Below are 21,980 nucleotides of genomic sequence, written 5' to 3' on the forward strand. Positions count from 1 at the left end.
CTGGGCAGCGCCGGTGATCATGTTCTTCACATAGTCGGCGTGGCCGGGGCAGTCGACGTGGGCGTAGTGGCGGTTGGCCGTTTCGTACTCGACGTGGGCGGTGTTGATGGTGATGCCGCGTGCCTTTTCTTCGGGTGCCGCGTCAATTTGGTCGTAGCCCTTGGCTTCGCCGCCGAACTTGGATGCCAGAACGGTCGTGATCGCCGCCGTCAGCGTCGTCTTGCCATGGTCCACGTGGCCAATCGTGCCGACGTTGACGTGCGGCTTGGTCCGCTCAAATTTGCCTTTTGCCATTTTTCTCTCCAGATAAAGAACATGCCCGTGTACGGTTTAACGTCTGCACTGTGTTGCTGATTCACTTCGCACGGGTACAAAGTGGCACACAATCGCAGACAAGGAAAAAAGCTGCCAATCCCACCCGGGATCGGCAACGAACGTTACTTACTTGGCGCGCGAAGCCATGATGGCTTCCGACACATTGCGCGGAGCTTCAGAGTAGTGCTTGAACTCCATGGAGTACGTAGCACGGCCCTGCGACATCGAACGCAGCGTGGTCGAATAGCCGAACATTTCAGACAGCGGCACTTCCGCCTTGATGGCTTTGCCGCCACCGACCATGTCTTCCATGCCCTGCACCATGCCGCGGCGTGAGGACAGATCGCCCATCACGTTGCCGGCGTAGTCTTCAGGCGTCTCAACTTCCACGGCCATCATGGGCTCCAGAATCACGGGGCTTGCCTTGCGGCAGCCTTCCTTAAAGCCGAAGATGGCGGCCATCTTGAAGGCCAGCTCGTTCGAGTCCACATCGTGGTACGAACCGAAGTGCAGCGTGACCTTGACGTCAACCACCGGATAGCCAGCCAACACGCCAGAAGTTACGGCCTCGTTGATGCCCTTTTCCACCGCAGGGATGTATTCGCGAGGAACCACACCGCCCTTGATGGCGTCGACGAACTCGATGCCCTTGCCGGCTTCGTTCGGCTCGATCTTGAGCACAACGTGACCGTACTGGCCTTTACCGCCGGACTGGCGCACGAACTTGCCTTCAGCGTCTTCCACCGTTTTACGGATGGTTTCGCGGTAAGCCACCTGCGGCTTGCCGACGTTGGCTTCCACGCCGAATTCGCGCTTCATGCGGTCGACAATAATTTCCAGATGCAGCTCGCCCATACCGGCGATCAGGGTCTGACCGGACTCTTCGTCGGTCTTGACGCGGAAAGAGGGATCTTCCTGCGCCAGGCGCTGCAGGGCGATGCCCATTTTTTCCTGGTCAGCCTTGGTCTTGGGTTCCACGGCCTGGGTAATCACAGGCTCGGGGAACACCATGCGCTCAAGCATGACGATGGCATCCGGATCGCACAGGGTTTCGCCCGTGGTCACGTCTTTCAGACCCACGCAGGCGGCGATGTCGCCGGCGCGGATTTCGCTGACTTCTTCACGGTTGTTTGCGTGCATCTGCACGATACGGCCGATACGCTCTTTCTTGCCTTTGATCGGGTTGTAAACGCTGTCGCCCTTTTTCAGGACGCCGGAGTAAACACGCACGAAGGTGAGCTGGCCCACAAACGGGTCAGTCATCAGCTTGAATGCCAATGCAGAGAATTTCTCTTCGTCGTCAGCCTTGCGGGTGACGGGAGCCTCGTCTTCGTCCATGCCCTTGACAGGCGGGATGTCGATCGGCGACGGCATGAATTCAATCACGGCGTCCAGCATGCGCTGCACGCCCTTGTTCTTGAAGGCAGAACCGCAATACATCGGCTGGATTTCGCTGGCGATGGTGCGCGTGCGGATGCCCAGCTTGATTTCAGCTTCGGTCAGATCACCTTCTTCAAGGTATTTGTTCATCAGCTCTTCAGACGACTCGGCGGCAGCCTCAACCATCTTCTCGCGCCATTCCTTGGCCAGCTCGACGAGCTCGGCGGGGATATCGCTGTAGGTGAACTTCATGCCTTGCGAGGCTTCATCCCAGATGATGGCCTTCATTTTCAACAGGTCAACCACGCCGGTGAAGCTTTCTTCAGCGCCGATGGGGATCACCATAGGCACAGGGCTGGCCTTCAGGCGCAGCTTCATCTGCTCGACGACCTTGAAGAAGTTCGCGCCGGTGCGGTCCATCTTGTTGACGAACGCAAGGCGGGGAACTTTGTACTTGTTGGCCTGGCGCCAGACGGTTTCCGACTGGGGCTGAACGCCACCCACGGCGCAATACACCATGCAGGCGCCGTCAAGCACGCGCATGGAACGCTCGACTTCAATCGTGAAGTCCACGTGGCCCGGGGTGTCGATGATGTTGATGCGGTGCTCAGGCAGGGACGTGTCCATGCCCTTCCAGAAGCAGGTGGTGGCGGCGGAAGTAATCGTGATGCCGCGCTCCTGCTCTTGCTCCATCCAGTCCATGGTGGCAGCGCCGTCGTGAACTTCACCAATCTTGTGGTTCACGCCGGTGTAAAAAAGGATCCGCTCGGTGGTGGTGGTCTTGCCGGCATCGATGTGCGCGGAAATGCCGATGTTGCGGTATTGTGAAATAGGGGTAGCGCGGGACATAAATTACTTTCAGTTCGGGGTTACGAACAAAGACTCGTTGAAGGACTGCCCGCAGTCCGGGCATCCTTCATTTCTTCTACGCGTCTGCTGGCCGGGGAAGGGTGTTGTGCACCACACCCGGCTGGCAGAAATTGGGGTTGAACGGCCGGCAATCAAGGCACCCAGCACCTTGAAACCAACCAGCAACCCGTCAATTCAGCGCAGCAATTACTGCAATCGAAAATTAGAAGCGGAAGTGGCTGAACGCCTTGTTGGCTTCTGCCATCCGGTGAACTTCATCACGCTTTTTCATGGCGCCGCCGCGGCCTTCGGTCGCTTCCATCAGCTCATTGGCCAGACGCAAAGACATGGACTTCTCGCCACGCTTCTTGGCGGCTTCCTTGAGCCAGCGCATGGCCAGAGCCATACGGCGGACAGGACGCACTTCAACCGGCACCTGGTAGTTGGCGCCGCCGACGCGGCGGGATTTCACTTCAACCATGGGCTTGATGTTGCCGATGGCCATGTGGAAAGCCTCGAGCGGGTCTTTGCCGGGGTTCTTTTTCTCGATAAAGTCGAGCGCGCCATAAATGATGCGCTCTGCGACGGCCTTCTTGCCGCCTTGCATGATCACGTTCATGAACTTGGCGAGATCAACATCGCCAAATTTTGGATCAGGAAGAATTTCACGTTTAGGGACTTCGCGACGACGTGGCATTTTTTCACCTCTTTGCTTCAGTTGGCATTGCTTTTGGCAACACCGCGAGAGTTATCAAAACCCTCACTTACTCGACCGGTGCAACTATTTGCACTTGGGTCACTTCGTTTCAAACACCTGCCAGGGCGAATGAAACACCTTGTTTTGAAGGAACTATCACAGGCTTTCCGTGACAACTTCTTCTGGCGCGAGCTCTCAGTGAAGAGAAAAACCCGAACCGGTTTGGCTTATTTGGCCTTTGGCTTTTTCGCACCGTACTTGGAGCGCGACTGCTTGCGGTCTTTCACGCCTTGCAAGTCGAGCGAACCACGGACGATGTGGTAACGCACACCGGGCAAGTCCTTGACACGACCGCCGCGAACCAGCACCACGCTGTGTTCCTGCAGGTTGTGGCCTTCGCCGCCGATGTAGGAAATAATTTCAAAACCGTTGGTCAGGCGCACTTTGGCAACCTTACGCAGAGCGGAATTGGGCTTTTTAGGCGTCGTGGTGTACACACGGGTGCATACACCGCGGCGCTGCGGAGAATTCTCCATCGCAGGGCTCTTGGACTTGATCTTTTCGACCTCGCGCCCCTGACGGACTAACTGATTAATGGTTGGCATTGAAAACGTCCCTAAACGTCTGAAAACTAATTTACCGTGTTGATACGGCCACAAATATTTCCCGCCACGAAAGCGGAAAAGCCTTCTAGTATAAACCGGATAGGGGAATCCCTCAAGCAGAACGCGCGGCCTGAACACACGAAATGGCCGGCAAAGAGAAGTTCGGCGCCCAAAGATTCGATGTTAGCGCCCACTCCAAGTGAGTTTTCCCGCCGGATGCCCTGGAGGAAGAGTCAGCCAATCTCCGACAGGGTATTGGCGGCCTGCAATTTGCCTGAAAAGCCGAGGGAAAGCGCCGGTATCAACGCCCTGTATAACCAGCGACACCTGAGGTAAAGGTGTCGGGAAGGGCTGGATGTGAACGTATCCGCCCAGACCCACCATGCCCTTCGTCTTATTTAATCCACAGCCGGATGGCGTCCCAAGCACGGCCCAGGATGCCGGCCTCACCCACCGCCTCCAGTGCCACCAGCGGCACTTCGGCCACCGGGGCGGGGTTGTCGCCCAAGGTGACCTTCAGCGTGCCAACAGCCTGGCCCTTGGCAAACGGCGCCACCAACGGGTCGGGCCGCGCCACCTGGGTTTTGACTTTGGCAGCACCGCCGGCAGCGATGGCCACCACGATGGCCTGCGAACGGCCCAGCTTCACGGTCGAGGAGGTGCCTTTCCAGACCGATGGAGTGACCACGGCCTGGCCGGCGTCGAACAGCTTCACGGCTTCATAGGCCGTGTAGCCCCAATTCAGCAGTTTTTGTGATTCATTGGCGCGTGCGCTGTCGCTGACCGTGCCCAGCACGATGGCCAGCAACCGGCGCCCGCCCGGCGCACCGGCAGCACCCAGGTTGGGAAAGTCGCGCTTTGCCGTGGCGATCATGCAATAGCCGGCGGCGTCGGTATGGCCGGTTTTCAGGCCGTCCACCGTCGGGTCGCGGAACAGCAGGGTATTGCGGTTGGTGTCGTTGGCCGCAGGCGTGCCGGGATAGCGGTATTTCTTGATCGCCGAATAGCCGATGTAATCGGGGAAATCCTGCATTAGCCGGGTAGACAGGATGCTCAGGTCACGCGCGGTGGTCGTGTGGCCGGGTTCGGTCAGGCCTTCCGGGTTTTTATAGGACGTGGACTTCATGCCCAGCGCCTTGGCCTGCTCGTTCATGAGGCGGACAAAGTTTTCGGCCGAGCCGCCCACGCCTTCAGCGAGCGCCATGGTGGCGTCATTGCCCGATTGAACCACCATGCCCTTGATCAGGTCTTCCACGGGCACCTGCATCTTCGGGTCGATGAACATGCGCGAACCCGGCATCTTCCAGGCCCGCTGGCTGACGGGGAAGGTCTGCTTCAGATCGATTTTTTTGGATTTGAGTGCATCGAATACCAGGTATTCGGTCATCAGCTTGGTCAGCGATGCAGGCTCCACCGGCGAATCGATGTCCTTGGCCGCCAGGATCTGGTTGGCGGTGATATCCAGCAGCAAATAGGAGCGTGCGGCGATTTCGGGCGCTTGCGGCACCTGGGCATGCGCCACGGGCAGCACCGCAGAGAAAGCCAGGAACACGGTGGCGGCAAAAGCGCGCAGGCCGGGGGCGGCGCGGAGGGCCTTGAGTGAAGCTTGCATCAGTAGTGGTTCAGTGAAATTCGGTGAAGGGTAAGGGTCAGAGTCAGGGAGCGCTTGGTAGACAGCATCAGGCGGAGGGCGAAGACAGGTGGCGAACCACAAGATTTTTCAGCAGGGGCAATTGTCCATGAAAGAAATGGCTACCCCCAGGCACAACGGTAACAGGCAGTGCCTGCGGCCGGGCCCAGTCCAGCACGGCAGACAACAGCACCGTGTCGTCCTGCTCCCCGTGCACGACCAGGGTTTTCAGATGCGCGGCTTCCTCGATGGGCGCAGCTGGCGCGCGGCTCACGCTGGTGCCGACCAGCACCAGTTTTTCAATATCGCGGGCGGCGCTGAGGCGTTCAAAGGCGTGGGTGGTGACAAAGGCGCCGAACGAAAACCCGGCCAGTGCCAGCACCTGGCCCCTGCTGGCCGGCGCCGCATGTTCCACCACGGCCAGCAGGTCTTCGAGCTCGCCCCGGCCTTCGTCATGGCTGCCGGCGCTGCCGCCCACACCGCGGAAATTGAACCGGACGGCGGTCCATCCGCATTGCACAAACGCCCGGGCCAGCGTCTGCACCACCTTGTTGTCCATGGTGCCCGCAAACAGCGGGTGCGGATGCGCAATGACCGCCACGCCGCGCGAGTCGCCGGCGGGAAGGTCTACGGCGATTTCAAGCGCGCCGGCGGGGCCCTGGATGATCGATTTGCGGGTCTGCGAATTCACTGTGACGGATCCATTCAAACAGGTTGCTATCAAATAAGGAGCTACTCGCGCATATCCCTATTGGTCCGGAAGGGAAAAGATGCAAATTTACGTACGCTGCGCCGCCCCCGGCCTACCGCCCGACGTGCGCAGGCACCAGCAGGCGCTCAACGACTTTGCCGTTTTTCAGGTGCGACTCGACAATTTCATCAATGTCGCTGGCGTCGACATAGGTGTACCAGACCGCTTCGGGGTAGACCACGGCCACAGGGCCGGCTGCGCAGCGGTCCAGGCAGCCAGCCTTGTTGACCCTGACCTTGCCTGGCCCGGCCAGCCCCGCCGCTTTCACCTGCGATTTGCAGCGATCAAAGCCTTCCTGTGCGCGGTGGTCGGCACAGCAGTCTTCGCCGTTGGCGCGCTGGTTCAGGCAAAAGAAGACATGGCGTTCGTAATAGGAATTTTGTTCAGGCATGGTGTGACTTTAGTGGATGTGTACCGGAGAAGGTTCCCGCATTGGCCCGGGATCAAGGCGTCTCAACGACCAGCGCCGTGGCTTTTTTCACCAGCGGAAGCGCCAGCAGCAGCGCCGGGAATGCAACGACCCAGGAAAGCGCCCATGCGCCCAGCCAGATGCGCAGGACCCCGGGCGCGATACCGACGCCCTTGAGCGTGCTGATGATCGACACGATGCAGGTCATCAACACCGAAAGCAGCAAGGGTGTGACCCATCGCGCGCTGCGAGCGGGGAGTTTTGTCAAACCGAAAAGGGTGCGCGATGAAGGTTTCGAAGAGTTCATACAGGGTTCCATAAGCCGTCCAGTCAAGGCGCCTTCCCGGCAGCCGGTGGGGATGCAGGGTACACAACCCCGGCATGGCCGGCGGTAGTAGGCGCGTTGATTGACGTAAACGCTTACGGCAACTCTTGAGGGAGATCGCAGGCCGATATTAGCAGAGGCGAATCACCGGCGCGCATCAGCGCGTGGCTCGCGGCCTGAAAGCCGCACCAGGACATACAGCAAGGCCGCATACGGCCACAGCCAGCCCAGCCACTGCACCAGGCCGTGAAAACGGATAAAGCGGCCCTGCTCCCAGGTTTGCAGGGTTTGTGCAAAGTATGGGTCGGCGGGCGCCTGGTTGAGCAGCCCCAAATGGACGGTCAGCGCCAGCAAGGCCAGCGCCGCCGCCGCCCGGCGCGGCACAGGTAGCAGCAGCGCCGCCAGCACAACGGCAAACCCGATGCCCACCTGCACCGGCAGGTCCAGCCAGGCCCAGGCGTGGTCCGGCCCGTAGCTGAGCGCGGCCGACAGCGCCGATGCGGCAATGCCGACCGCAATGATGGCCGCCGAAAACGCCGCGCGCTGCCACAGCGTGCGGATCACACAATAGCCGAGCAGGCAGGGAATCAGCGCGCCCAGCGCCACGCACAGCAATTCGGCGATGGGCACCAGCGGCTGCAGCTCCATGTCGCGCACCGGCATCCATTCGAGGAAAGGCGTGTCGGCCAGCACCTCGGCAAGCGCCGACTCCAGGCGCTCGAACACCTGTCCCAGCCCCAGCGGCACGGAAGCAGGAAACAGCAACGCGGGCGGCCAGAGCATCAGCAACACCAGCGCACCCCGCGCATCCTGCGCGAACCAGCGTGCCCGAAAGCGGCTCCAGCGGTCGACAATGCCGGCTTTTTCCAGCGTCCACGCACAGCACGCGCCCAGCCATGCGCCGGTGGTATTGAGCGCCAGGTCGACATTGGAGGGAATGCGCGAAGGCAGGTAGCTTTGCAGCGTTTCCATGGCCAGCGACAACAGCGCGCTGACCAGCACCGCGACCGTCACCGCCCAGGAAACACGCCGGCTGCGCAGTGCCGACAGCGCCAGCAGGAAACCCAGCGGCGCATAGCCCAACAGGTTGGCGCCCACGTCGAAGCCGGTCCAGTACTGCGGCAGGGGCGCTGTCAGGAACCTAAAGGGTGAAATACCCTGGTCACGCCAATCGGCAAAGGGGTAAAGGCTTGCGTAGATGACCAGGCAAATGGTTGCCAGGGACAGCGGCCAGGCGGTTGTTCTGTGCACACCCCCGCCGTTCTCACTGCGCTTCGCTTCGTGTAGTTCCTCCCCCCCTTGCAGGGGGCGACGCGAGGCGCCCGGCGAAGCCGGTTCGACCGCGTCTGCTGGTTGGGGAGGGGCCTTCTTTTTCACTGCTGCGCCCGGTTGTGACCTTAGAAGGGCTTGACCACGACGAGGATGACTGCTGCCAATAACAGCAGCACCGGCACTTCGTTAAACCAGCGAAACCATTTGTGACTGCAAGCGTTGTGGTTGGCGACGAACCTGGCCAGCAGGCGGCCGCAGGCGTGGTGGTAGCCGATCACCAGCACCACAACGGCGAGCTTGGCATGCATCCAGCCGTTGCCGGGCCCGCGGCCTATGCCGTAACCCAGGTACAGCCACAGGCCAAAGCCCAACGCAGGCACGGCCAGGATGGTGGTGAAACGCATGAGCTTGCGTGCCATCAATATGAGCCGCTCGCGCTCAGCCACGCTTTCCGGCGGCACCATGGCCAGGTTCACAAAAATGCGCGGCAGGTAAAACAGCCCGGCAAACCAGCTGGCGATGAAAACGATGTGGAGTGATTTGACCCAGAGCATAAGGAAGTGTAGCCCCCACGCTCCCCCACTTCGTGTGGGTCGCTGCCCCCCGAGGGGGCCGCCCGCCTGCGGCCCGGCAAAGCCGGTTCCGCGGCTTATGCTGGTTTAAAACCCGCACCCATCCCCTGAGACGATGGCGGCGCCGTGGCCACGGGCCAAAAAAATGCCCGGATGGCACTGGGCCAACCGGGCTGGTAAGCCTTTTTGCTGTCACACGCAAAGGCCCCGCTCAGGGAGGAAAAGCGGGATGCAGTTGCCAAATTGGTAACCACACGTAGCAATTCTAACCACGCCAGTCGCGCATTGGCAATGATTTTATAAGTTAACTAAGTAATTCCATGTAAAGCTGCCCACCCTCTGAAATGGTGGCCACCAAGCCTCCTCTATATAGATAGCGCAGATAACGCCCGGCCAAATACTTTCAGGCCTTGATCAACCTTTGGCACAATTTGCGCATGACACAGCACGCCTCCAACTTCGCGCCCTTTCCAGCCGGGCGACCACGGCGCCTGCGCCGTGATGCCTTCACCCGCAACCTGGTACGTGAACACGCACTTACCCCGCACGACCTCATTTATCCCGTCTTTGTGGTGGACGGTCAGCAGCAGCGCCAGCCAGTAGCGTCGATGCCTGGCGTCGAAAGGCTGAGCCTTGACCTGCTGCTGCCGGTGGCGGAGGAATGCGTGAAGCTGGGCATTCCCGTGATGGCGCTTTTTCCGGTGGTGGACGCCTCGCTCAAAACCTACGACGGCGTTGAGGCCACCAATCCCGATGGCCTGATCCCGCGGGTGGTGCGGGCACTGAAACAGCACTTTCCCGACCTGGGCGTGATGACCGACGTGGCGCTGGACCCCTTCACCACGCATGGGCAGGACGGCCTGCCGGATGAAAACGGTTACATCCTCAATGAAGAGACGGTGGCCATGCTGGTGCGCCAGGCGCTTTGCCAGGCCGAAGCCGGCGTGGACATGGTCGCGCCCAGCGACATGATGGACGGCCGCATTGGCGCCATCCGGCAGGCGCTGGAGGCCAAAAAGCTGATCCACACCCGCATCATGGCCTACAGCGCCAAGTACGCGAGCGCGTTCTATGGCCCGTTCCGCGACGCGGTCGGCTCGGCCAACAACCTGGGCAAGGCCGACAAAAAGGCTTACCAGATGGACCCGGGCAACAGCGATGAAGCGCTGCGCGAGGTGGCCATGGACATCGCCGAAGGCGCCGACATGGTGATGGTCAAACCCGGCATGCCCTACCTGGACGTGGTACGGCGCGTGAAAGACGAATTCGGCGTGCCCACCTTCGCCTACCAGGTCAGCGGCGAATACGCGATGATCAAGGCGGCCGCGCAAAACGGCTGGCTGGACCACGACGCCGTGATGATGGAAAGCCTGCTGGCGTTCAAGCGCGCCGGCGCCGACGGTGTGCTGACGTATTTCGCCATCGACGCTGCCCGCAAGCTGCGGCAAGGCTGAACCGGGCGGCAGGTGCCGCGCACAATTGCTATTAAAATCATAGCTGCTTGCACCCATCCTGCTTGGTCGGAATGCCGATTTAATACCCAAAAACAAGGATAAAAGAGCTTTCATGCGCGTTTTCACCATCGCTTCCGGCACCCAGGGCATCATCGAGACAGACACCCTGCCGGCCCAGTTGCCGGCGCAGGGTTTTGTCTGGATTGCCTGCGCCCGCCGCGAGTTCGAGGTGATGCAGGCGCAGGTCCAGGCGGCGCTGCAAACGCTGTGCGGCACCCAGCTGGTCGACCTGCATGTGGCCGACCTGCTGAACAACCAGCTCCCTTCGCACTACGACTACACCTCGCAGTACGACATCCTGGTGTTCCGCCGCCTGGCGGCCGGGCAAAGCGAAACCGACCTCAGCCAGCCCGGCGAACCGCTGCACGAGCGCATGAAACGCAGCGGCCCGCCGGTCCTCAAGCGCATCGACACCAGCCCGGTCGGTTTTGCCGTGTTTGACAAGGTGGTGCTGACGGTGCACCCTGCCGACTGCGCGGTGCGCGATGCCTACGCGGCCCGCCTGCTCAACGCCACCACGGCGGAGTCGCGCTCCAGCGGCGTCAAGCTGCCCGCCAGCCCCGCCGACCTGATGCTGCGCATCGTCAACCAGATGGTCGACGGCTACCTCGAGCTGCGGCGCGAGCTCACGCGCCAGCTCGACCACTGGCAGTCCGAACTGCTGCGGCCCGGCACGCGCTTTACCAACTGGAGCTCGGTGCTCGATGCGCGGCTGGCCATGCACCACCTCGATGAAATCTGCGAAGACCAGCGGGCCGCTCTGCAGGACTGGATCGATTCGATTGAAACCTGGCCCGAAGGCGGCACACCCGCCGCAGTGCGCGAACGCGAGCTGCTCAAGATCCGCTCACGCGACGTGCTCGAACACATCGAGCGTGTGGTGCACCATGTGCGCCGCATGGAGCAAAGCGCCGAAACCGCGGTGCAAATGCATTTCTCGGCGCAAAGCAACCGCACCAACGACATCATGCGCACGCTGACAGCGCTCACCGCCATCTTCCTGCCGCTGAACCTGATCACCGGGTTCTTCGGCATGAACTTCGAATTCATGCCCTTTCTTCACGCATCCACCGGTTTCTGGTGGACCTTCGGGTTCATGGTCCTGATCGTCGTGGTGGTCGCCACGGTGTTCTGGCGCAAGCAGTACCTGGCCAGGACGCGCCGCTGACACGGCGCCCGCAACGGTTCCCGAAAGCCACTGCCGCGATCTGCCGCCATGCAGCCTGAAACCCGGCCTCACAATCCTTGCGGCGTGAAGGTTGGCTGCGCAGGCTGGAGCCTGCCGCGCGACACCTGGCCCGAATTCCCGCCGGACGGCAGCCACCTTGAGCGCTATGCCGCCCGTTTCAATGCGGTCGAGATCAATTCTTCCTTCTACCGCCCGCACCAGCCGGCCACCTATGCGCGGTGGGCGGCCACGGTACCGGCGCATTTCCGCTTTTCCGTTAAACTGCCCAAAGCCATCACGCACGAACAACGGCTGCGCCGCTGCGATGCCCTGCTGGATACTTTCCTGGCACAGGTCCGCTGCCTGGGCGACAAACTCGGTTGCCTGCTGGTGCAGCTGCCGCCCAGCCTGGCTTTTGATCCAGCAACGGCCACAAGCTTCCTCACCGCACTGCGGCAACGCCATGCCGGCGGCGTTGCGCTGGAGCCGCGCCATGTCAGCTGGTTCACACCAGCGGCCGACGGCTTGCTCAAGGCCATGAAGGTGGCCCGCGTCCTGGCCGACCCGGTTCTGTTTGACACAGCCGCCCAGCCGGGTGGACATCCCGGCCTGGTCTATGTGCGGCTGCATGGGTCGCCGAAGATGTACTACTCGGCCTATGCACCCGATGTGCTGGATACGCTTGCCGTCCGGCTTGAGCTTGCGGCGGCGTCCGACGCCGGCGTCTGGTGCATCTTTGACAATACGGCCAACGGCGCTGCAGTGCCCGACGCGCTTCTCCTCACCGGCAAGCTGGCACGAAGCTGACCTGCAGGAGTGGGTAGCAGCACCCCGAAAAGGATGTCCCATGAGCAATCAAGCCGGCAAGAAGGCGCTGAACGGCCATACAACCTGCGCCGATGACCTGACGCGCGAAAATGTCGAAGCCATGCGGCGCGTGGAAGAAACGGCACTGGCCAACCGCAGCCGGGCTGACCGCATCGCCGCCTTTGTCGCCGGCTTTTGCGGCTCCATGCCTTTTGTCTGGATGCACGTGGCTGCGTTTGCGTTCTGGATCAGCTTCAATTCATGGCCGGGGCTGGCGCATTTCGACCCCTACCCCTTCACCTTCCTCACATTGATGGTGTCACTGGAAGCCATCTTCCTCTCGTCTTTTATCCTGATCAGCCAGAACTATGAATTGCGCATCAGTGACCGGCGCAACCAGCTTGACCTGCAGATCAACCTGCTGACCGAGCAGGAAAACACCAAGATGATCCAGATCCTGGAGCGCATCGCCAAAAAGGTAGGCGCCAACATCGAGGGCGACCCGGACATTCCCATCCTCAAGGAAAACACCGACCCCGAAAAGCTGGTCGCCCAGATCGAGCAGGCGCAGCGCGACAACCCATCTGCGGCGAAAGCTTAGAGACTCAGACCCAAGGCTGGGCCAGCCCTTCGGCGTGGAAGGCTTTGATCACGGCAGGCCGCGCCAGCGCACGCTGCAGGTAGGGGCCGAGGTGGGGCCGGTTGCGTGCCGGCGACGACGCAAAGTTGCGCGTCCAGCGGCACAGCGTCAGCGCATAGATATCCACGGCCGAATACGCCGCACCCAACAGCCAGGGTTGGTCATGGATTTTCTCCAGCCTTGCCAGCTCCGCGTCCAGCTGGTCCAGCATCAGGCCGACTTTGGCTTCGGCGTGCGACTTCAACTCGGCTACGCCGGGGTCGTTGCCAGGGTTCATCCAGCGGTCGGTGTAGAAATAAATGATCAGCGCCGACTGCATGGTGTTGGTCAACCAGATCAACCATTTGTAGAAATGCGCGCGTTCGGTGGTGCCGACGGCTGGGGCCAGACCGGCCTCGGGATGCGTATCGCACAGGTGCAGGCAGATCGCGGCGGTTTCATACAGCACCAGGTCACCGTCGACCAGCGTCGGGATCAGGCCATTGGGGTTGAGCTTGCGGTAAGCCTCCGACCGGTGCGCGCCGGTGCTGGTGTCGACGAGGACTTTTTCGAACGGCACGCCCAGTTCCTGGAGCAGGATGTGGGGCGCCATGGCGGCGGAACTGGGAGAGAAGTGCAGAAAGTACATCTGAATATTGTGCCCCACGCTTCTCCCCGCATCTGCAAGCAAGGTGCCGCGGGACTGGCTTTGCCAGACCGCAGGCGCCGCCCCCTCGAGGGGGAACAGGCTACACGCAGTGAGCCTGGACGGGGGTGGGTTTTACAGACCGAAGATACCGGCCGCATTGCTCCAGGCGATCTTGCGGGCCACATCGGCTGGCAAATCGCCCAGCCAGGTGCGGTAGCCCTTCATGAGTTCGTCGTAATACAACCAGCGCTGGTTGACCCAGGTGTCGGAACCGATCATGAAGCGGCCTGGGTACTTGAGCAGCAGCGTGCGCCACTCCGCACACAGCTTTCCGCCTTCGCAGGTCAGGCCGGGGCGATAGGACAGCTCACCCATCAACTGCGGGTATTTGCCCAGCAGCGCATCAACACGTGCCACCGGTGCGCCGCCTATGCCGGTGTGCGCCCAGATGAGCCGCGCATCCGGTGCGTGGGCCATCAACAAGTCGATCGCCGTGTCGTCTACGTGCGAGAGCACGGCCAGCTTGTTCTTCGCAGCGAACTGTATGAGCTTTTTGGCCACGGGTCCGCTGGCATTGGCGCTGTCGTACAAATGAAATTCACCGATGCCCTTGTAAGGCCCCGCCTGGTCGCCCGTGACGCCACGCGCAAACTCGGCTTCCACCATTTCGTAAATGGATTCGTCGCGAAACCAGTTGTCATAGTCAGCGCGGTTACGGTACAGGCGGATAAACGGGACCACGGTAACGCCGGCCTTGCGCGTTTCCGGCATGGCAGCCAGCGACTTCGTGCCGTCGTTGGGCCGGGAGTTGGCGACGATGGCTTTGACGCCGTTGCGCTTCATGCGCGCAAGAACATCAGCTGGCGAGTGTGGACCGCTGTTTCCGTTCCAGGCCTCTTCGTTGTAATGCAGGTGCGTGTCAAACAACGGACCGGCGTAGTCGGCCGCTCGGGCAGTCGCCGAAAACGCTATCAAAATAATAGCTGCTCGCGCACATCCGCAAAGGGCTGCAACCCGAAAAGGCTTGAATCCGGAGACAGGGCGCACGGTCAGGCCAGTTTGGCGGCAAGGAACGCCAGCGAACGTTCGCGTGCCAGCTTCGCCGCCGCTTCGTTGTAGGAGCCGCGCTGGTCGCAGTTGAAGCCGTGGTTGGCCTGGTACACATGCACCTCGACTTCCGGGTGCGCCTTGCGGAAGGCTTCAACGCCTTCCATCGGGATCCAGTGGTCCTGGTCACCGAAATGGGCCATGACCGGACATTTCGGCTGGCGCGCGATTTCCTCCTCGGCCGTGATGCCGCCGCCGTAGTAGGGAACGGCTGCGGACAAGCCCTTGAGCAGGCAGGCCGCACGCCAGGTCAAGAGACCGCCCCAGCAAAACCCGATGATGCCGACCTTGCCGCCACCGGCCCTGGCCGCGTGGTCAATCGCCGCCTGGATGTCTTGCAGCACACCGGCGCCCGGCAGCGCGCTGACAGCGGTTTTCAGCTCGAAGCCGATCTTCATGTCCGCCTCGCTGTAACCCATGTCGACGCCAGGCTTGACACGCTCGAACGTGGCGGGCGCCACTGCCAGGTAGCCTTCCGCCGCAAAGCGGTCCGTCACGCCGCGGATGTGCGAGTTGACGCCGAAAATTTCCTGCACAACAACGATGCCGCCGCGCGGCTTGCCTTCCGGTTTCGCCACATAAGCCGGCACGACGAAGCCGTCGGCGGCGGTGAGGTTGGTGAATTGGCCCATGAGATGGATGCTCCGTTGAATTGGTTGATCGGTGTGGATGAAGGGAAACTGGAGGGGAAACGGCCAGCGGTTTATGCCCCGGCCTTAAGCTTTCGCTCCACGAAATCGAGCCGGTCCTGCCCCCAGAACAGTTCGCCGTCGATGACATAACTGGGCGCACCGAACACGCCGGCGTCGATCGCCTGCTGGGTATTGGCTTCGTAGCGCTCCTGCACTGCCTGGCTGAAGGATTGCTCCAGCCGCCCGGCCGGCAAGCCGCATTCGGCGAGCAGTTCGGCCAGCACTTTTTCGTCGGCGATGTGGCGCTCGCGCACCCACACGGCGCTGAAGATCGCGCCGCCGATTTTCATCGCGGCTTCGCTGCCGTCATGCAGGTCCACGGCGATGATAAGGCGCGAGGCCTCATCACCCGACACCGGGAAATATTTGGGCTTGAGGTTCAGCGGCGCATGCAGGTAGTCTGAGTAGCGCTGCAATTCCAGCAGGCGGTAGGCCTGGCGCTGCGGCGCACGCTGCCCCAGCGGCAACCCGCCCGAGATGGGAAACACCTTGCCGCCCAGATCGATAGGCAGCACATTCACGGTAGCGCCCGCTGCGCGGGCGATCTGCGCAAAGCGTTCGTGGCCCAGATAAGTCCATGGGCTTTGCGGCGTAAAGTAATAATCCACAACGGTGCTCATGATCGTCTCCGGTTTTGGGGGCCTGTTCAAGTACATTGACCCGATGCAATCCCCGTTTTTACCCGGGATTGCCATTTTCTGCAGGAGGTCCGGTTTGTCAAAAGTTGTTTTGATCACAGGCGGCTCGCGCGGCATAGGCGCCGCATGCGCCCTGCTCGCGGCGCGCCAGGGTTGGGCGGTGGCCGTCAACTACACCAGCAACTCGCTGGCAGCCGACGAAGTGGTGCGGCAGATCCGCCAGGGCGGCGGCCAGGGCATCACGGTTCAGGCCGACGTGGCCGACGAGGCGCAGGTGCTGGCCATGTTTGAAAAAGTGGATGCCAAGCTCGGCCGGCTGGACGGCCTCGTCAACAATGCCGGCGTGGTGGACCGCACCAGCCGCGTTGACGCCATGACGCTGGAAAGGGTGCGGCGCATGTTCGAGATCAATGTGTTCGGCTCGTTCCTCTGCGCACGCGAAGCCGTCAAACGCATGAGCACGCGCTACGGCGGTGCGGGCGGCGCCATCGTCAACGTCTCGAGCGCCGCAGCGCGGCTGGGCGGGCCCGGCCAGTATGTGGACTACGCAGCCGCCAAGGGCGCCATCGACACCTTCACGGTCGGGCTGGCCAAGGAAGTGGCCACCGAAGGCATTCGTGTGAACGGCGTGCGCCCGGGCATCATCGACACCGACATTCACGCTTCGGGCGGCTTGCCCGACCGGGCCCGTGAACTGGCGCCGCTGGTGCCGATGCAGCGGCCGGGTACCGCTGGCGAAGTGGCGGAGTCGATTGTCTGGCTGCTCGGCGACAATGCGAGCTATACAACAGGTGCACTGCTCGACGTCGCCGGAGGGAGGTAGTGCCCCCACGCTTTTCGCTTCGCGTAATGCGCTGCCCCCCGAGGGGGCGCTGCGCCTGCGGCCCGGCGAAGCCGGTTCCGCGGCCCCGGCTGGAATGTGCTGGCTAGCCCGCTTTTGGGCTTGCCACTTGAATTGCCTCTAAGGAAAAACGATGGATTTCAAACCGCTTGTCACGCTGCTGGCCATCGTCAACCCGCTGGCCATCGTGCCGTTTTTTATCCACTACACGCAGGGCTTCTCCGACGAGCAGCGCCGCCGCACCATCCTGGTTGCAGCCTTTTCGGCTTTTGTCGTTATCGCCATCAGCGCGCTGTTGGGCCTGCAGATCCTCGACTTCTTCAGTATCTCGCTGGCGAGCTTCCAGGTCGGCGGCGGCATGCTGCTGCTGATCAGCTCGATGAACATGCTGAATGCGCAACCGGCCGAAGCCAAACCCCTGACCAATGAAATGGAAGACGGCGCCGAGAAGGCTGCGCGCGGCGCCAGCATCGCGGTGGTGCCGCTCACCATTCCGCTGCTGACCGGCCCGGCCACCATGTCGACCGTGGTGATTTACGCAGAGAAGGCCCAGACGGCCTTGCAGGTTGCCGCGCTGGTCGGCTACGGTGTGGTGATTGCGCTGGTGACTGCCATCAGCTTTTCGCTGGCCGAGCCGATTGCCCGCGTGCTGGGAAAAACCGGTATCAACGTCATGACACGTTTGATGGGTCTGATCCTGGCCGCGTTGGCGGTCGAGGTGATGGCCGGTGGTCTAGGAAAACTCTTCCCTATCCTGAGAAGCTGATGGCCGGCGCGCGCATTCTTCTTGTTGAAGACGACCCGGCGATTGCCCGGTCCATCATCTACACACTGGAGCGCGACGGCCTCACCGTGACACACAGCCTGCTGCTGGGCGATGCGCGCCGCCAGCTTGCGCTGCAGCTGCCCGACGCCGTGATCCTGGATGTCGGCTTGCCCGATGGCAGCGGTTTCGATCTGTGCCGCGAACTGCGCGCCGCCGGCAGCCTGCCGGTGCTGATGCTGAGCGCGCAGGGCGAGGAGATCGACCGTGTGCTCGGGCTGGAACTGGGCGCCGACGACTATGTGAGCAAACCCTTCAGTCCGCGCGAGTTGCTGGCGCGCGTGCGCAGCCTGCTCAGGCGCGCGCGCATGCCTGCCCCTGCAGCGGCGCCGGCTGGCGCCAGTCCTTTCGTGATTGACACCGCGGGCCAACGCGCAAACCTGCATGGCCTTCCACTCAACCTGACGCGCCGCGAATTCGGCCTGTTGGCCGAGCTGCTGCGTCACCGCGAACGCATCCGTTCGCGTGATGAGTTGCTCACTGCGGTCTGGGGCACGGATTCGGACAGCACAGACCGCACCGTAGACACCCACATCAAAACCCTGCGTGCGAAGCTGCAGGAAGCAGCGCCGGAGCATGACTACATCGTCACACACCGTGGCATGGGTTACTCCCTGGATATCAATCGCACCAAAGGCAGCTGACATGCGCCTGGGCATACGGCTGCTGTTCGGTTTTTTTCTGGTCACGGGCCTTGCTGCTTTTTTTGTGCTGCGTGTCTTCATGGCAGAGGTCAAGCCCAGCGTGCGGGAGGTCATGGAAGACATGATGGTGGACACCGCCAACATCCTCGCCGAACTGGCCAGCGACGACCTGTCGGCCGGCGCCATCGCCAACGGGCGCTTCGCCGGCCATGTGCGCAACTACGCGCAGCGGCCGATTGACGCGCAGATCTGGGGCCTGGCCAAGCAATCGCTGGACTTCCGGGTGTACGTGACCGACGCCGCCGGCAAGGTGGTGTTTGACTCGGAGAACGTGGCGACCGGCCAGGATTATTCGCGCTGGCGCGATGTGGCCCGCACGCTGCGCGGCGAGTACGGCGCGCGCGCCACCCGTGAAGTGCAGCAGGACGACCGCAGCTCCGTAATGTACGTCGCCGCGCCGGTGCAGCAGGACGGCAAAATCATCGGCGTGCTGACCGTCGCCAAGCCGATGGCCACCATCCAGGCCTTCATTGACCGGGCCGAACGGAAGATTTTCCTAAGCGGCCTGCTGTTGCTGGTGTTGTCGCTGGCCATCGGTGTGGCCGTGACGCTGTGGGTGGTGTGGAGCATTCGCAAGCTGCGCCGCTATGCCAACGCCGTCGGCCAGGGCGAGAAACCCGCGGTTCCGCAGATACCGGGCGAGCTTGGCGATCTGGCCATGGCAGTCGATGCCATGCGCCTGAAGCTGGAGGGCCACGAGTACATAGAAGATTACGTGCGCGCCCTGACCCATGAGCTCAAGAGCCCGCTCGCCGCGATCCGCAGCGCAGGCGAGCTCTTGCAGGACGAGCTTCCCGAACACGCGCGCCGCGAGTTTTCCGGGCAGGTACTGGCCCAGTCCGGCCGCATGCAGGCGCTGGTGGACCGCATGCTCGAGCTGACGAAGCTGGAGCAGCGCCATACAGAGGTAGAGCGCGAGCGCCTTGCGTGGGCCGGCTTCCTCCAGTCTTTTGAGCTGGAGACCGGCGCCGGCCGGACCCAGCATGCGATCAAAGTCGTAATCCGTCCGGAACATGCCGGCGTGCATGCGGAGCCCGGCTTGCTGGGCCTGGCGCTGAGCAACCTGCTGGAAAACGCGCGCTCGTTCGCACCCGAGGGCTCGGCGATCACCCTGGAAGCGGGGCCAGACTTCATCGCCGTGCAAGATGCCGGGCCCGGCGTGGCGGACTACGCCCTGCCCCGCCTGGGCGAGCGCTTTTTCTCGACCGTGCGGCCCGACGGACACACCAAAGGCTCGGGCCTGGGGCTGGCCATCGTGCGGCAGATCATGCTGCTGCACGGCGGGCGCATGGTGGTGCGCAACACGCAGCCCGGGTTGCGGGTCGAGCTGCATTTCTAACCGCGGCGCGCGCATCACGCGGCCACCTTTGCCGGTTCAGGTTTGACCGGTTCAGCCTGTTTGAACCGTGCGTACCAATCTACCTGCCGCGTCAGCATCATGATGGCCGCGAGCACGGCGAACAAGGCCACTGCACCCAGCAGCAAGGCTGTTTGCTCCATCCGCAGCAGCACAAACAGCATGCCGTACAGCGTGGCGATGCCCAGGCCAAACGGCAGGCCGCGCGACCAGCGGCCCAGCATGTGGCTGGCGTAATACGTCAGCAGAAGCACACAGGCGGCGGCGGCAATCGCATAAGCAGTTTCAAAGGGCATGTGCTCCGAAAGGCTCACAAGCAACAGGAAAAACATGCTCATGGCCGCACCCACCAGCAGGTACTGGATCGGGTGCACGCGCAGTGACTTCATGAACTCGAACAGCCCCACGGCCAAAAAAGTCAGGCCGATAAACAGCAGACCGTATTTGGTAGCCCGGTCGCTGAGCGCGTAGGTATTGGAAGGGTCGACAAAGGTCACGCTGAAGGCCTCCACGCAGGAGTTGGTGGCCGAGCCATCGCTGTAGGGCAGGCAAACGCTCTTGCGCTTGCCCGGGTCGGGCTGCGCCACCTCCTGCTGCGCAGTGCTGGCCAGCGAGCTGACGCGCCAGCTGGCTTCAAAACCCTGGTCCGTCACTTTGCGGTCCACCGGGAGAAACTGCCCGCCAAAACTCGGGTGCGGCCAGTTCGACGTGAGCTGCACCCGGGTGTCGCCACCTAACGGCACCACCGAAATACTTTCGGTGCCCACGAGTTCAAGTTCCAGTTTCGCCTGCAGCGGCGCCGCTCCCACCATGGCCATGGGTAACGGCGCATGCACGCCGCGCGGGTAGCTGCCATAGAAGGTACCGGGCTTGAGCGCCAGCACCTGCTCGCCGATCTTGACGCTGGCATGGCGGATGCCGCGCGAGTCGGACACCGCCATCATCAACAGCGGCTGGCCGCAGTTCATGCGTGAGCCGGCGTGTTCGGCCACGGGCTTGAGCGCTTCGGTGTCAGTCCATTCGGCCACGATGTCGGCCTTGAGATTAAAGGCCTGCGTCGCATGCAGGCCGCGGGCGCGCGCCTCGAGTCTGCTGCCGCCCTTGACGGTCAGCGAAGCCGGCGCGGCCACCAGTGTGAACTCGCGCCGCTCGGTTTGTACTTTCTTGTCCTCGTACTTGACGTCCCACTCCTCGGTGCAGGCCCGGTGGATCAGCGGGCCAGTGAGCGTCTGCGGGCCGGCCAGGCTCTGCGCCACGCTCTGGATGGCGATCTGCCGGTAGGTCTGGCGGTCGTGCACCACGCCGCTGATCTGGAACAGCGCGAGGACCAGCAAAACCACCACCAGGGCCAGCGCGAAGAGTTTTTGTTTCATGACTTCCTTTCGTTTGAACAACGAAGGGAAGTGTGCAAACCCTGTGTGAGGCCAGGATGAGCTGCGGGCCGCGTGTGTGAAGTCTGTGTGAAGCCCCCACAGTCGTTCACTTCGTGTAACTCCTTGCCCCCCGAGGGGGCCGCTCGCCTGCGGCCCGGCAAAGCCGGTTCCGCGGCTCATGCTGGGTTGAAGATTCCGGGCGTATTCAGTGGGAATATTCCACCAGTGGGGGCCGAGGGTCCGACTTCGCCGGCCCCAGGCGCCGCCCCCTCGAGGGGGGAACGGGCTACACGAAGTGAGCCCGGACGGGGGTGGTTCTATTTCTTCCTGAGGAGTTTCACCAGCTGGTTGCTGGTGTTGCGCAGGCGCTGGGCCATCATCTGCGTGATCTTGACCAGCAGCTTGGCGCCCACGCCGGGGTGGTCGCGAATCAGCAAGGCAATTTCATGGCGCCCCCAGACGCCGGCCTCGACAGATTCGATGGCGGTGCAGGTGGCATAGCGCGGCTCGCTGTCGAGCATGGACATGTCGCCTATCGCCGCACCGCTGCGCACCACGGCCACGCGCGAGACGACCGGTTCCGCGCCGGCTTCGGCCTGCGCCGCTTCGGCCGCTGATTCAAGCCGTTTGGTCACATCGACCGTGCCCTTGAGGATCAGCATCATCCAGTCGCCGGCTTCGCCTTCGCGGATCATCACCTGCCCCGGTTCGGCGCGAACCAGCAGCATGGACGCGCCTAGGATGTCGGCTTCGGCAGGCGTGAAGTCCTGCAGCAGCTGCGAGTTCTGCAGCAGGTCGGGTCCGTAAGCGCTCAGCTGCTCGCAGCAGCCGAATACATGCAGCCCGGCGGCATCCAGTTGTTCTTCCAGCGTTTTCATGGCGC

At 62.3% G+C, this 21,980-nt stretch carries 24 protein-coding genes; 8 read left to right on the top strand and 16 right to left on the bottom strand.

Annotation, left to right across the window (positions count from 1 at the left end; genetic code table 11):
• The 10 genes from AC1DZE_RS17790 to AC1DZE_RS17835 all read right to left on the bottom strand — a co-directional run.
• Positions 1-294 (bottom strand): GTP-binding protein (locus AC1DZE_RS17790; RefSeq protein WP_477700382.1); only part of this gene is annotated, 294 nt, incomplete at its 3' end.
• Between the two features lie 147 nt (positions 295-441).
• A complete protein-coding gene (fusA, locus tag AC1DZE_RS17795; RefSeq protein ID WP_457281667.1) occupies positions 442-2,544 on the bottom strand; it encodes an elongation factor G in 2,103 nt (700 codons plus the stop codon).
• A 223-nt stretch (positions 2,545-2,767) separates the two neighbouring features.
• A complete protein-coding gene (gene rpsG / locus AC1DZE_RS17800; protein WP_011481226.1) occupies positions 2,768-3,241 on the bottom strand; it encodes a 30S ribosomal protein S7 in 474 nt (157 codons plus the stop codon).
• A 227-nt stretch (positions 3,242-3,468) separates the two neighbouring features.
• Positions 3,469-3,846 carry a 30S ribosomal protein S12 gene (rpsL, locus tag AC1DZE_RS17805; protein ID WP_092130055.1) on the bottom strand — a complete coding sequence of 126 codons (378 nt, stop codon included), beginning with the start codon at positions 3,844-3,846 and terminating at the stop codon, positions 3,469-3,471.
• 394 nt (positions 3,847-4,240) lie between these two features.
• Complete coding sequence (locus AC1DZE_RS17810) at positions 4,241-5,458, bottom strand: D-alanyl-D-alanine carboxypeptidase family protein (protein ID WP_477672255.1); 1,218 nt, start codon at positions 5,456-5,458, stop codon at positions 4,241-4,243.
• Between the two features lie 67 nt (positions 5,459-5,525).
• Entirely contained in the window at positions 5,526-6,167 is a 642-nt protein-coding gene (locus AC1DZE_RS17815; RefSeq protein ID WP_477672254.1) for an alpha/beta hydrolase, read from the bottom strand.
• 112 nt (positions 6,168-6,279) lie between these two features.
• Positions 6,280-6,618: a (2Fe-2S) ferredoxin domain-containing protein gene (locus tag AC1DZE_RS17820; protein WP_457281670.1), complete on the bottom strand. Its 339-nt coding sequence runs from the start codon at positions 6,616-6,618 to the stop codon at positions 6,280-6,282.
• A 52-nt stretch (positions 6,619-6,670) separates the two neighbouring features.
• The gene (locus AC1DZE_RS17825) at positions 6,671-6,943 is read right to left on the bottom strand and encodes a DUF2798 domain-containing protein (protein ID WP_477670226.1); all 273 of its coding nucleotides are present in this window, start codon (positions 6,941-6,943) and stop codon (positions 6,671-6,673) included.
• Between the two features lie 162 nt (positions 6,944-7,105).
• Positions 7,106-8,212: a VanZ family protein gene (locus tag AC1DZE_RS17830; RefSeq protein WP_477700383.1), complete on the bottom strand. Its 1,107-nt coding sequence runs from the start codon at positions 8,210-8,212 to the stop codon at positions 7,106-7,108.
• 146 nt (positions 8,213-8,358) lie between these two features.
• Positions 8,359-8,787 carry a CopD family protein gene (locus AC1DZE_RS17835; protein ID WP_477672251.1) on the bottom strand — a complete coding sequence of 143 codons (429 nt, stop codon included), beginning with the start codon at positions 8,785-8,787 and terminating at the stop codon, positions 8,359-8,361.
• Positions 8,788-9,242: 455 nt separating this feature from the next.
• On the opposite strand from AC1DZE_RS17835, the gene hemB reads away from it, so the two are divergent.
• From hemB to AC1DZE_RS17855, 4 genes are all read left to right on the top strand, one after another.
• Positions 9,243-10,259: a porphobilinogen synthase gene (gene hemB / locus AC1DZE_RS17840; RefSeq protein ID WP_477672250.1), complete on the top strand. Its 1,017-nt coding sequence runs from the start codon at positions 9,243-9,245 to the stop codon at positions 10,257-10,259.
• A 112-nt stretch (positions 10,260-10,371) separates the two neighbouring features.
• A complete protein-coding gene (locus AC1DZE_RS17845; protein WP_477700384.1) occupies positions 10,372-11,487 on the top strand; it encodes a magnesium transporter CorA family protein in 1,116 nt (371 codons plus the stop codon).
• A gap of 48 nt (positions 11,488-11,535) precedes the next feature.
• Positions 11,536-12,294 (top strand): DUF72 domain-containing protein, encoded by a 759-nt coding sequence (locus AC1DZE_RS17850; RefSeq protein ID WP_477672509.1) that lies wholly within the window; start codon positions 11,536-11,538, stop codon positions 12,292-12,294.
• 40 nt (positions 12,295-12,334) lie between these two features.
• Positions 12,335-12,895 carry a DUF1003 domain-containing protein gene (locus tag AC1DZE_RS17855; protein ID WP_477670231.1) on the top strand — a complete coding sequence of 187 codons (561 nt, stop codon included), beginning with the start codon at positions 12,335-12,337 and terminating at the stop codon, positions 12,893-12,895.
• 4 nt (positions 12,896-12,899) lie between these two features.
• Here the strand turns inward: AC1DZE_RS17855 and AC1DZE_RS17860 are convergent, their stop codons facing one another.
• The 4 genes from AC1DZE_RS17860 to AC1DZE_RS17875 all read right to left on the bottom strand — a co-directional run bounded on the left by AC1DZE_RS17860 (position 12,900) and on the right by AC1DZE_RS17875 (position 15,981).
• Entirely contained in the window at positions 12,900-13,562 is a 663-nt protein-coding gene (locus AC1DZE_RS17860; protein WP_477670232.1) for a glutathione S-transferase family protein, read from the bottom strand.
• Between the two features lie 132 nt (positions 13,563-13,694).
• The gene (locus tag AC1DZE_RS17865; protein WP_477700416.1) at positions 13,695-14,543 is read right to left on the bottom strand and encodes an amidohydrolase family protein; all 849 of its coding nucleotides are present in this window, start codon (positions 14,541-14,543) and stop codon (positions 13,695-13,697) included.
• Positions 14,544-14,611: 68 nt separating this feature from the next.
• Positions 14,612-15,301 carry a dienelactone hydrolase family protein gene (locus tag AC1DZE_RS17870; protein WP_477670233.1) on the bottom strand — a complete coding sequence of 230 codons (690 nt, stop codon included), beginning with the start codon at positions 15,299-15,301 and terminating at the stop codon, positions 14,612-14,614.
• 71 nt (positions 15,302-15,372) lie between these two features.
• The gene (locus AC1DZE_RS17875) at positions 15,373-15,981 is read right to left on the bottom strand and encodes a DsbA family protein (protein ID WP_477670234.1); all 609 of its coding nucleotides are present in this window, start codon (positions 15,979-15,981) and stop codon (positions 15,373-15,375) included.
• Between the two features lie 94 nt (positions 15,982-16,075).
• Between AC1DZE_RS17875 and AC1DZE_RS17880 the strand changes: the two genes are divergently transcribed.
• From AC1DZE_RS17880 to creC, 4 genes are all read left to right on the top strand, one after another.
• Positions 16,076-16,822 (top strand): SDR family oxidoreductase, encoded by a 747-nt coding sequence (locus AC1DZE_RS17880; protein WP_477670235.1) that lies wholly within the window; start codon positions 16,076-16,078, stop codon positions 16,820-16,822.
• 151 nt (positions 16,823-16,973) lie between these two features.
• Positions 16,974-17,606 (top strand): MarC family protein, encoded by a 633-nt coding sequence (locus tag AC1DZE_RS17885; RefSeq protein ID WP_457281681.1) that lies wholly within the window; start codon positions 16,974-16,976, stop codon positions 17,604-17,606.
• Entirely contained in the window at positions 17,606-18,307 is a 702-nt protein-coding gene (gene creB, locus AC1DZE_RS17890) for a two-component system response regulator CreB (RefSeq protein ID WP_477670236.1), read from the top strand. The genes AC1DZE_RS17885 and creB overlap by 1 nt, the downstream gene beginning before the upstream one ends.
• A 1-nt stretch (position 18,308) precedes the next feature.
• The gene (gene creC, locus AC1DZE_RS17895) at positions 18,309-19,706 is read left to right on the top strand and encodes a two-component system sensor histidine kinase CreC (RefSeq protein ID WP_477670237.1); all 1,398 of its coding nucleotides are present in this window, start codon (positions 18,309-18,311) and stop codon (positions 19,704-19,706) included.
• Positions 19,707-19,720: 14 nt separating this feature from the next.
• Here creC and creD read toward each other — a convergent pair whose 3' ends face one another.
• A complete protein-coding gene (gene creD / locus AC1DZE_RS17900; protein ID WP_477700385.1) occupies positions 19,721-21,097 on the bottom strand; it encodes a cell envelope integrity protein CreD in 1,377 nt (458 codons plus the stop codon).
• Positions 21,098-21,414: 317 nt separating this feature from the next.
• Positions 21,415-21,975 carry a Crp/Fnr family transcriptional regulator gene (locus AC1DZE_RS17905; protein WP_477647965.1) on the bottom strand — a complete coding sequence of 187 codons (561 nt, stop codon included), beginning with the start codon at positions 21,973-21,975 and terminating at the stop codon, positions 21,415-21,417.
• Positions 21,976-21,980: the final 5 nt, after the last annotated feature.

It is taken from the genome of Polaromonas sp. P1_F1, from assembly GCF_056405795.1.

What these genes read in the sequence shown, in the direction of transcription:
- fusA (WP_457281667.1), bottom strand. Translation starts at nt 2,544, where the DNA reads ATGTCCCGCGCTACCCCTATTTCACAATACCGCAACATCGGCATTTCC.
- rpsG (WP_011481226.1), bottom strand. Translation starts at nt 3,241, where the DNA reads ATGCCACGTCGTCGCGAAGTCCCTAAACGTGAAATTCTTCCTGATCCA.
- rpsL (WP_092130055.1), bottom strand. Translation starts at nt 3,846, where the DNA reads ATGCCAACCATTAATCAGTTAGTCCGTCAGGGGCGCGAGGTCGAAAAG.
- AC1DZE_RS17810 (WP_477672255.1), bottom strand. Translation starts at nt 5,458, where the DNA reads ATGCAAGCTTCACTCAAGGCCCTCCGCGCCGCCCCCGGCCTGCGCGCT.
- AC1DZE_RS17820 (WP_457281670.1), bottom strand. Translation starts at nt 6,618, where the DNA reads ATGCCTGAACAAAATTCCTATTACGAACGCCATGTCTTCTTTTGCCTG.
- AC1DZE_RS17825 (WP_477670226.1), bottom strand. Translation starts at nt 6,943, where the DNA reads ATGAACTCTTCGAAACCTTCATCGCGCACCCTTTTCGGTTTGACAAAA.
- AC1DZE_RS17835 (WP_477672251.1), bottom strand. Translation starts at nt 8,787, where the DNA reads ATGCTCTGGGTCAAATCACTCCACATCGTTTTCATCGCCAGCTGGTTT.
- hemB (WP_477672250.1), top strand. Translation starts at nt 9,243, where the DNA reads ATGACACAGCACGCCTCCAACTTCGCGCCCTTTCCAGCCGGGCGACCA.
- AC1DZE_RS17845 (WP_477700384.1), top strand. Translation starts at nt 10,372, where the DNA reads ATGCGCGTTTTCACCATCGCTTCCGGCACCCAGGGCATCATCGAGACA.
- AC1DZE_RS17850 (WP_477672509.1), top strand. Translation starts at nt 11,536, where the DNA reads ATGCAGCCTGAAACCCGGCCTCACAATCCTTGCGGCGTGAAGGTTGGC.
- AC1DZE_RS17855 (WP_477670231.1), top strand. Translation starts at nt 12,335, where the DNA reads ATGAGCAATCAAGCCGGCAAGAAGGCGCTGAACGGCCATACAACCTGC.
- AC1DZE_RS17860 (WP_477670232.1), bottom strand. Translation starts at nt 13,562, where the DNA reads ATGTACTTTCTGCACTTCTCTCCCAGTTCCGCCGCCATGGCGCCCCAC.
- AC1DZE_RS17870 (WP_477670233.1), bottom strand. Translation starts at nt 15,301, where the DNA reads ATGGGCCAATTCACCAACCTCACCGCCGCCGACGGCTTCGTCGTGCCG.
- AC1DZE_RS17875 (WP_477670234.1), bottom strand. Translation starts at nt 15,981, where the DNA reads ATGAGCACCGTTGTGGATTATTACTTTACGCCGCAAAGCCCATGGACT.
- AC1DZE_RS17885 (WP_457281681.1), top strand. Translation starts at nt 16,974, where the DNA reads ATGGATTTCAAACCGCTTGTCACGCTGCTGGCCATCGTCAACCCGCTG.
- creB (WP_477670236.1), top strand. Translation starts at nt 17,606, where the DNA reads ATGGCCGGCGCGCGCATTCTTCTTGTTGAAGACGACCCGGCGATTGCC.
- creC (WP_477670237.1), top strand. Translation starts at nt 18,309, where the DNA reads ATGCGCCTGGGCATACGGCTGCTGTTCGGTTTTTTTCTGGTCACGGGC.
- creD (WP_477700385.1), bottom strand. Translation starts at nt 21,097, where the DNA reads ATGAAACAAAAACTCTTCGCGCTGGCCCTGGTGGTGGTTTTGCTGGTC.
- AC1DZE_RS17905 (WP_477647965.1), bottom strand. Translation starts at nt 21,975, where the DNA reads ATGAAAACGCTGGAAGAACAACTGGATGCCGCCGGGCTGCATGTATTC.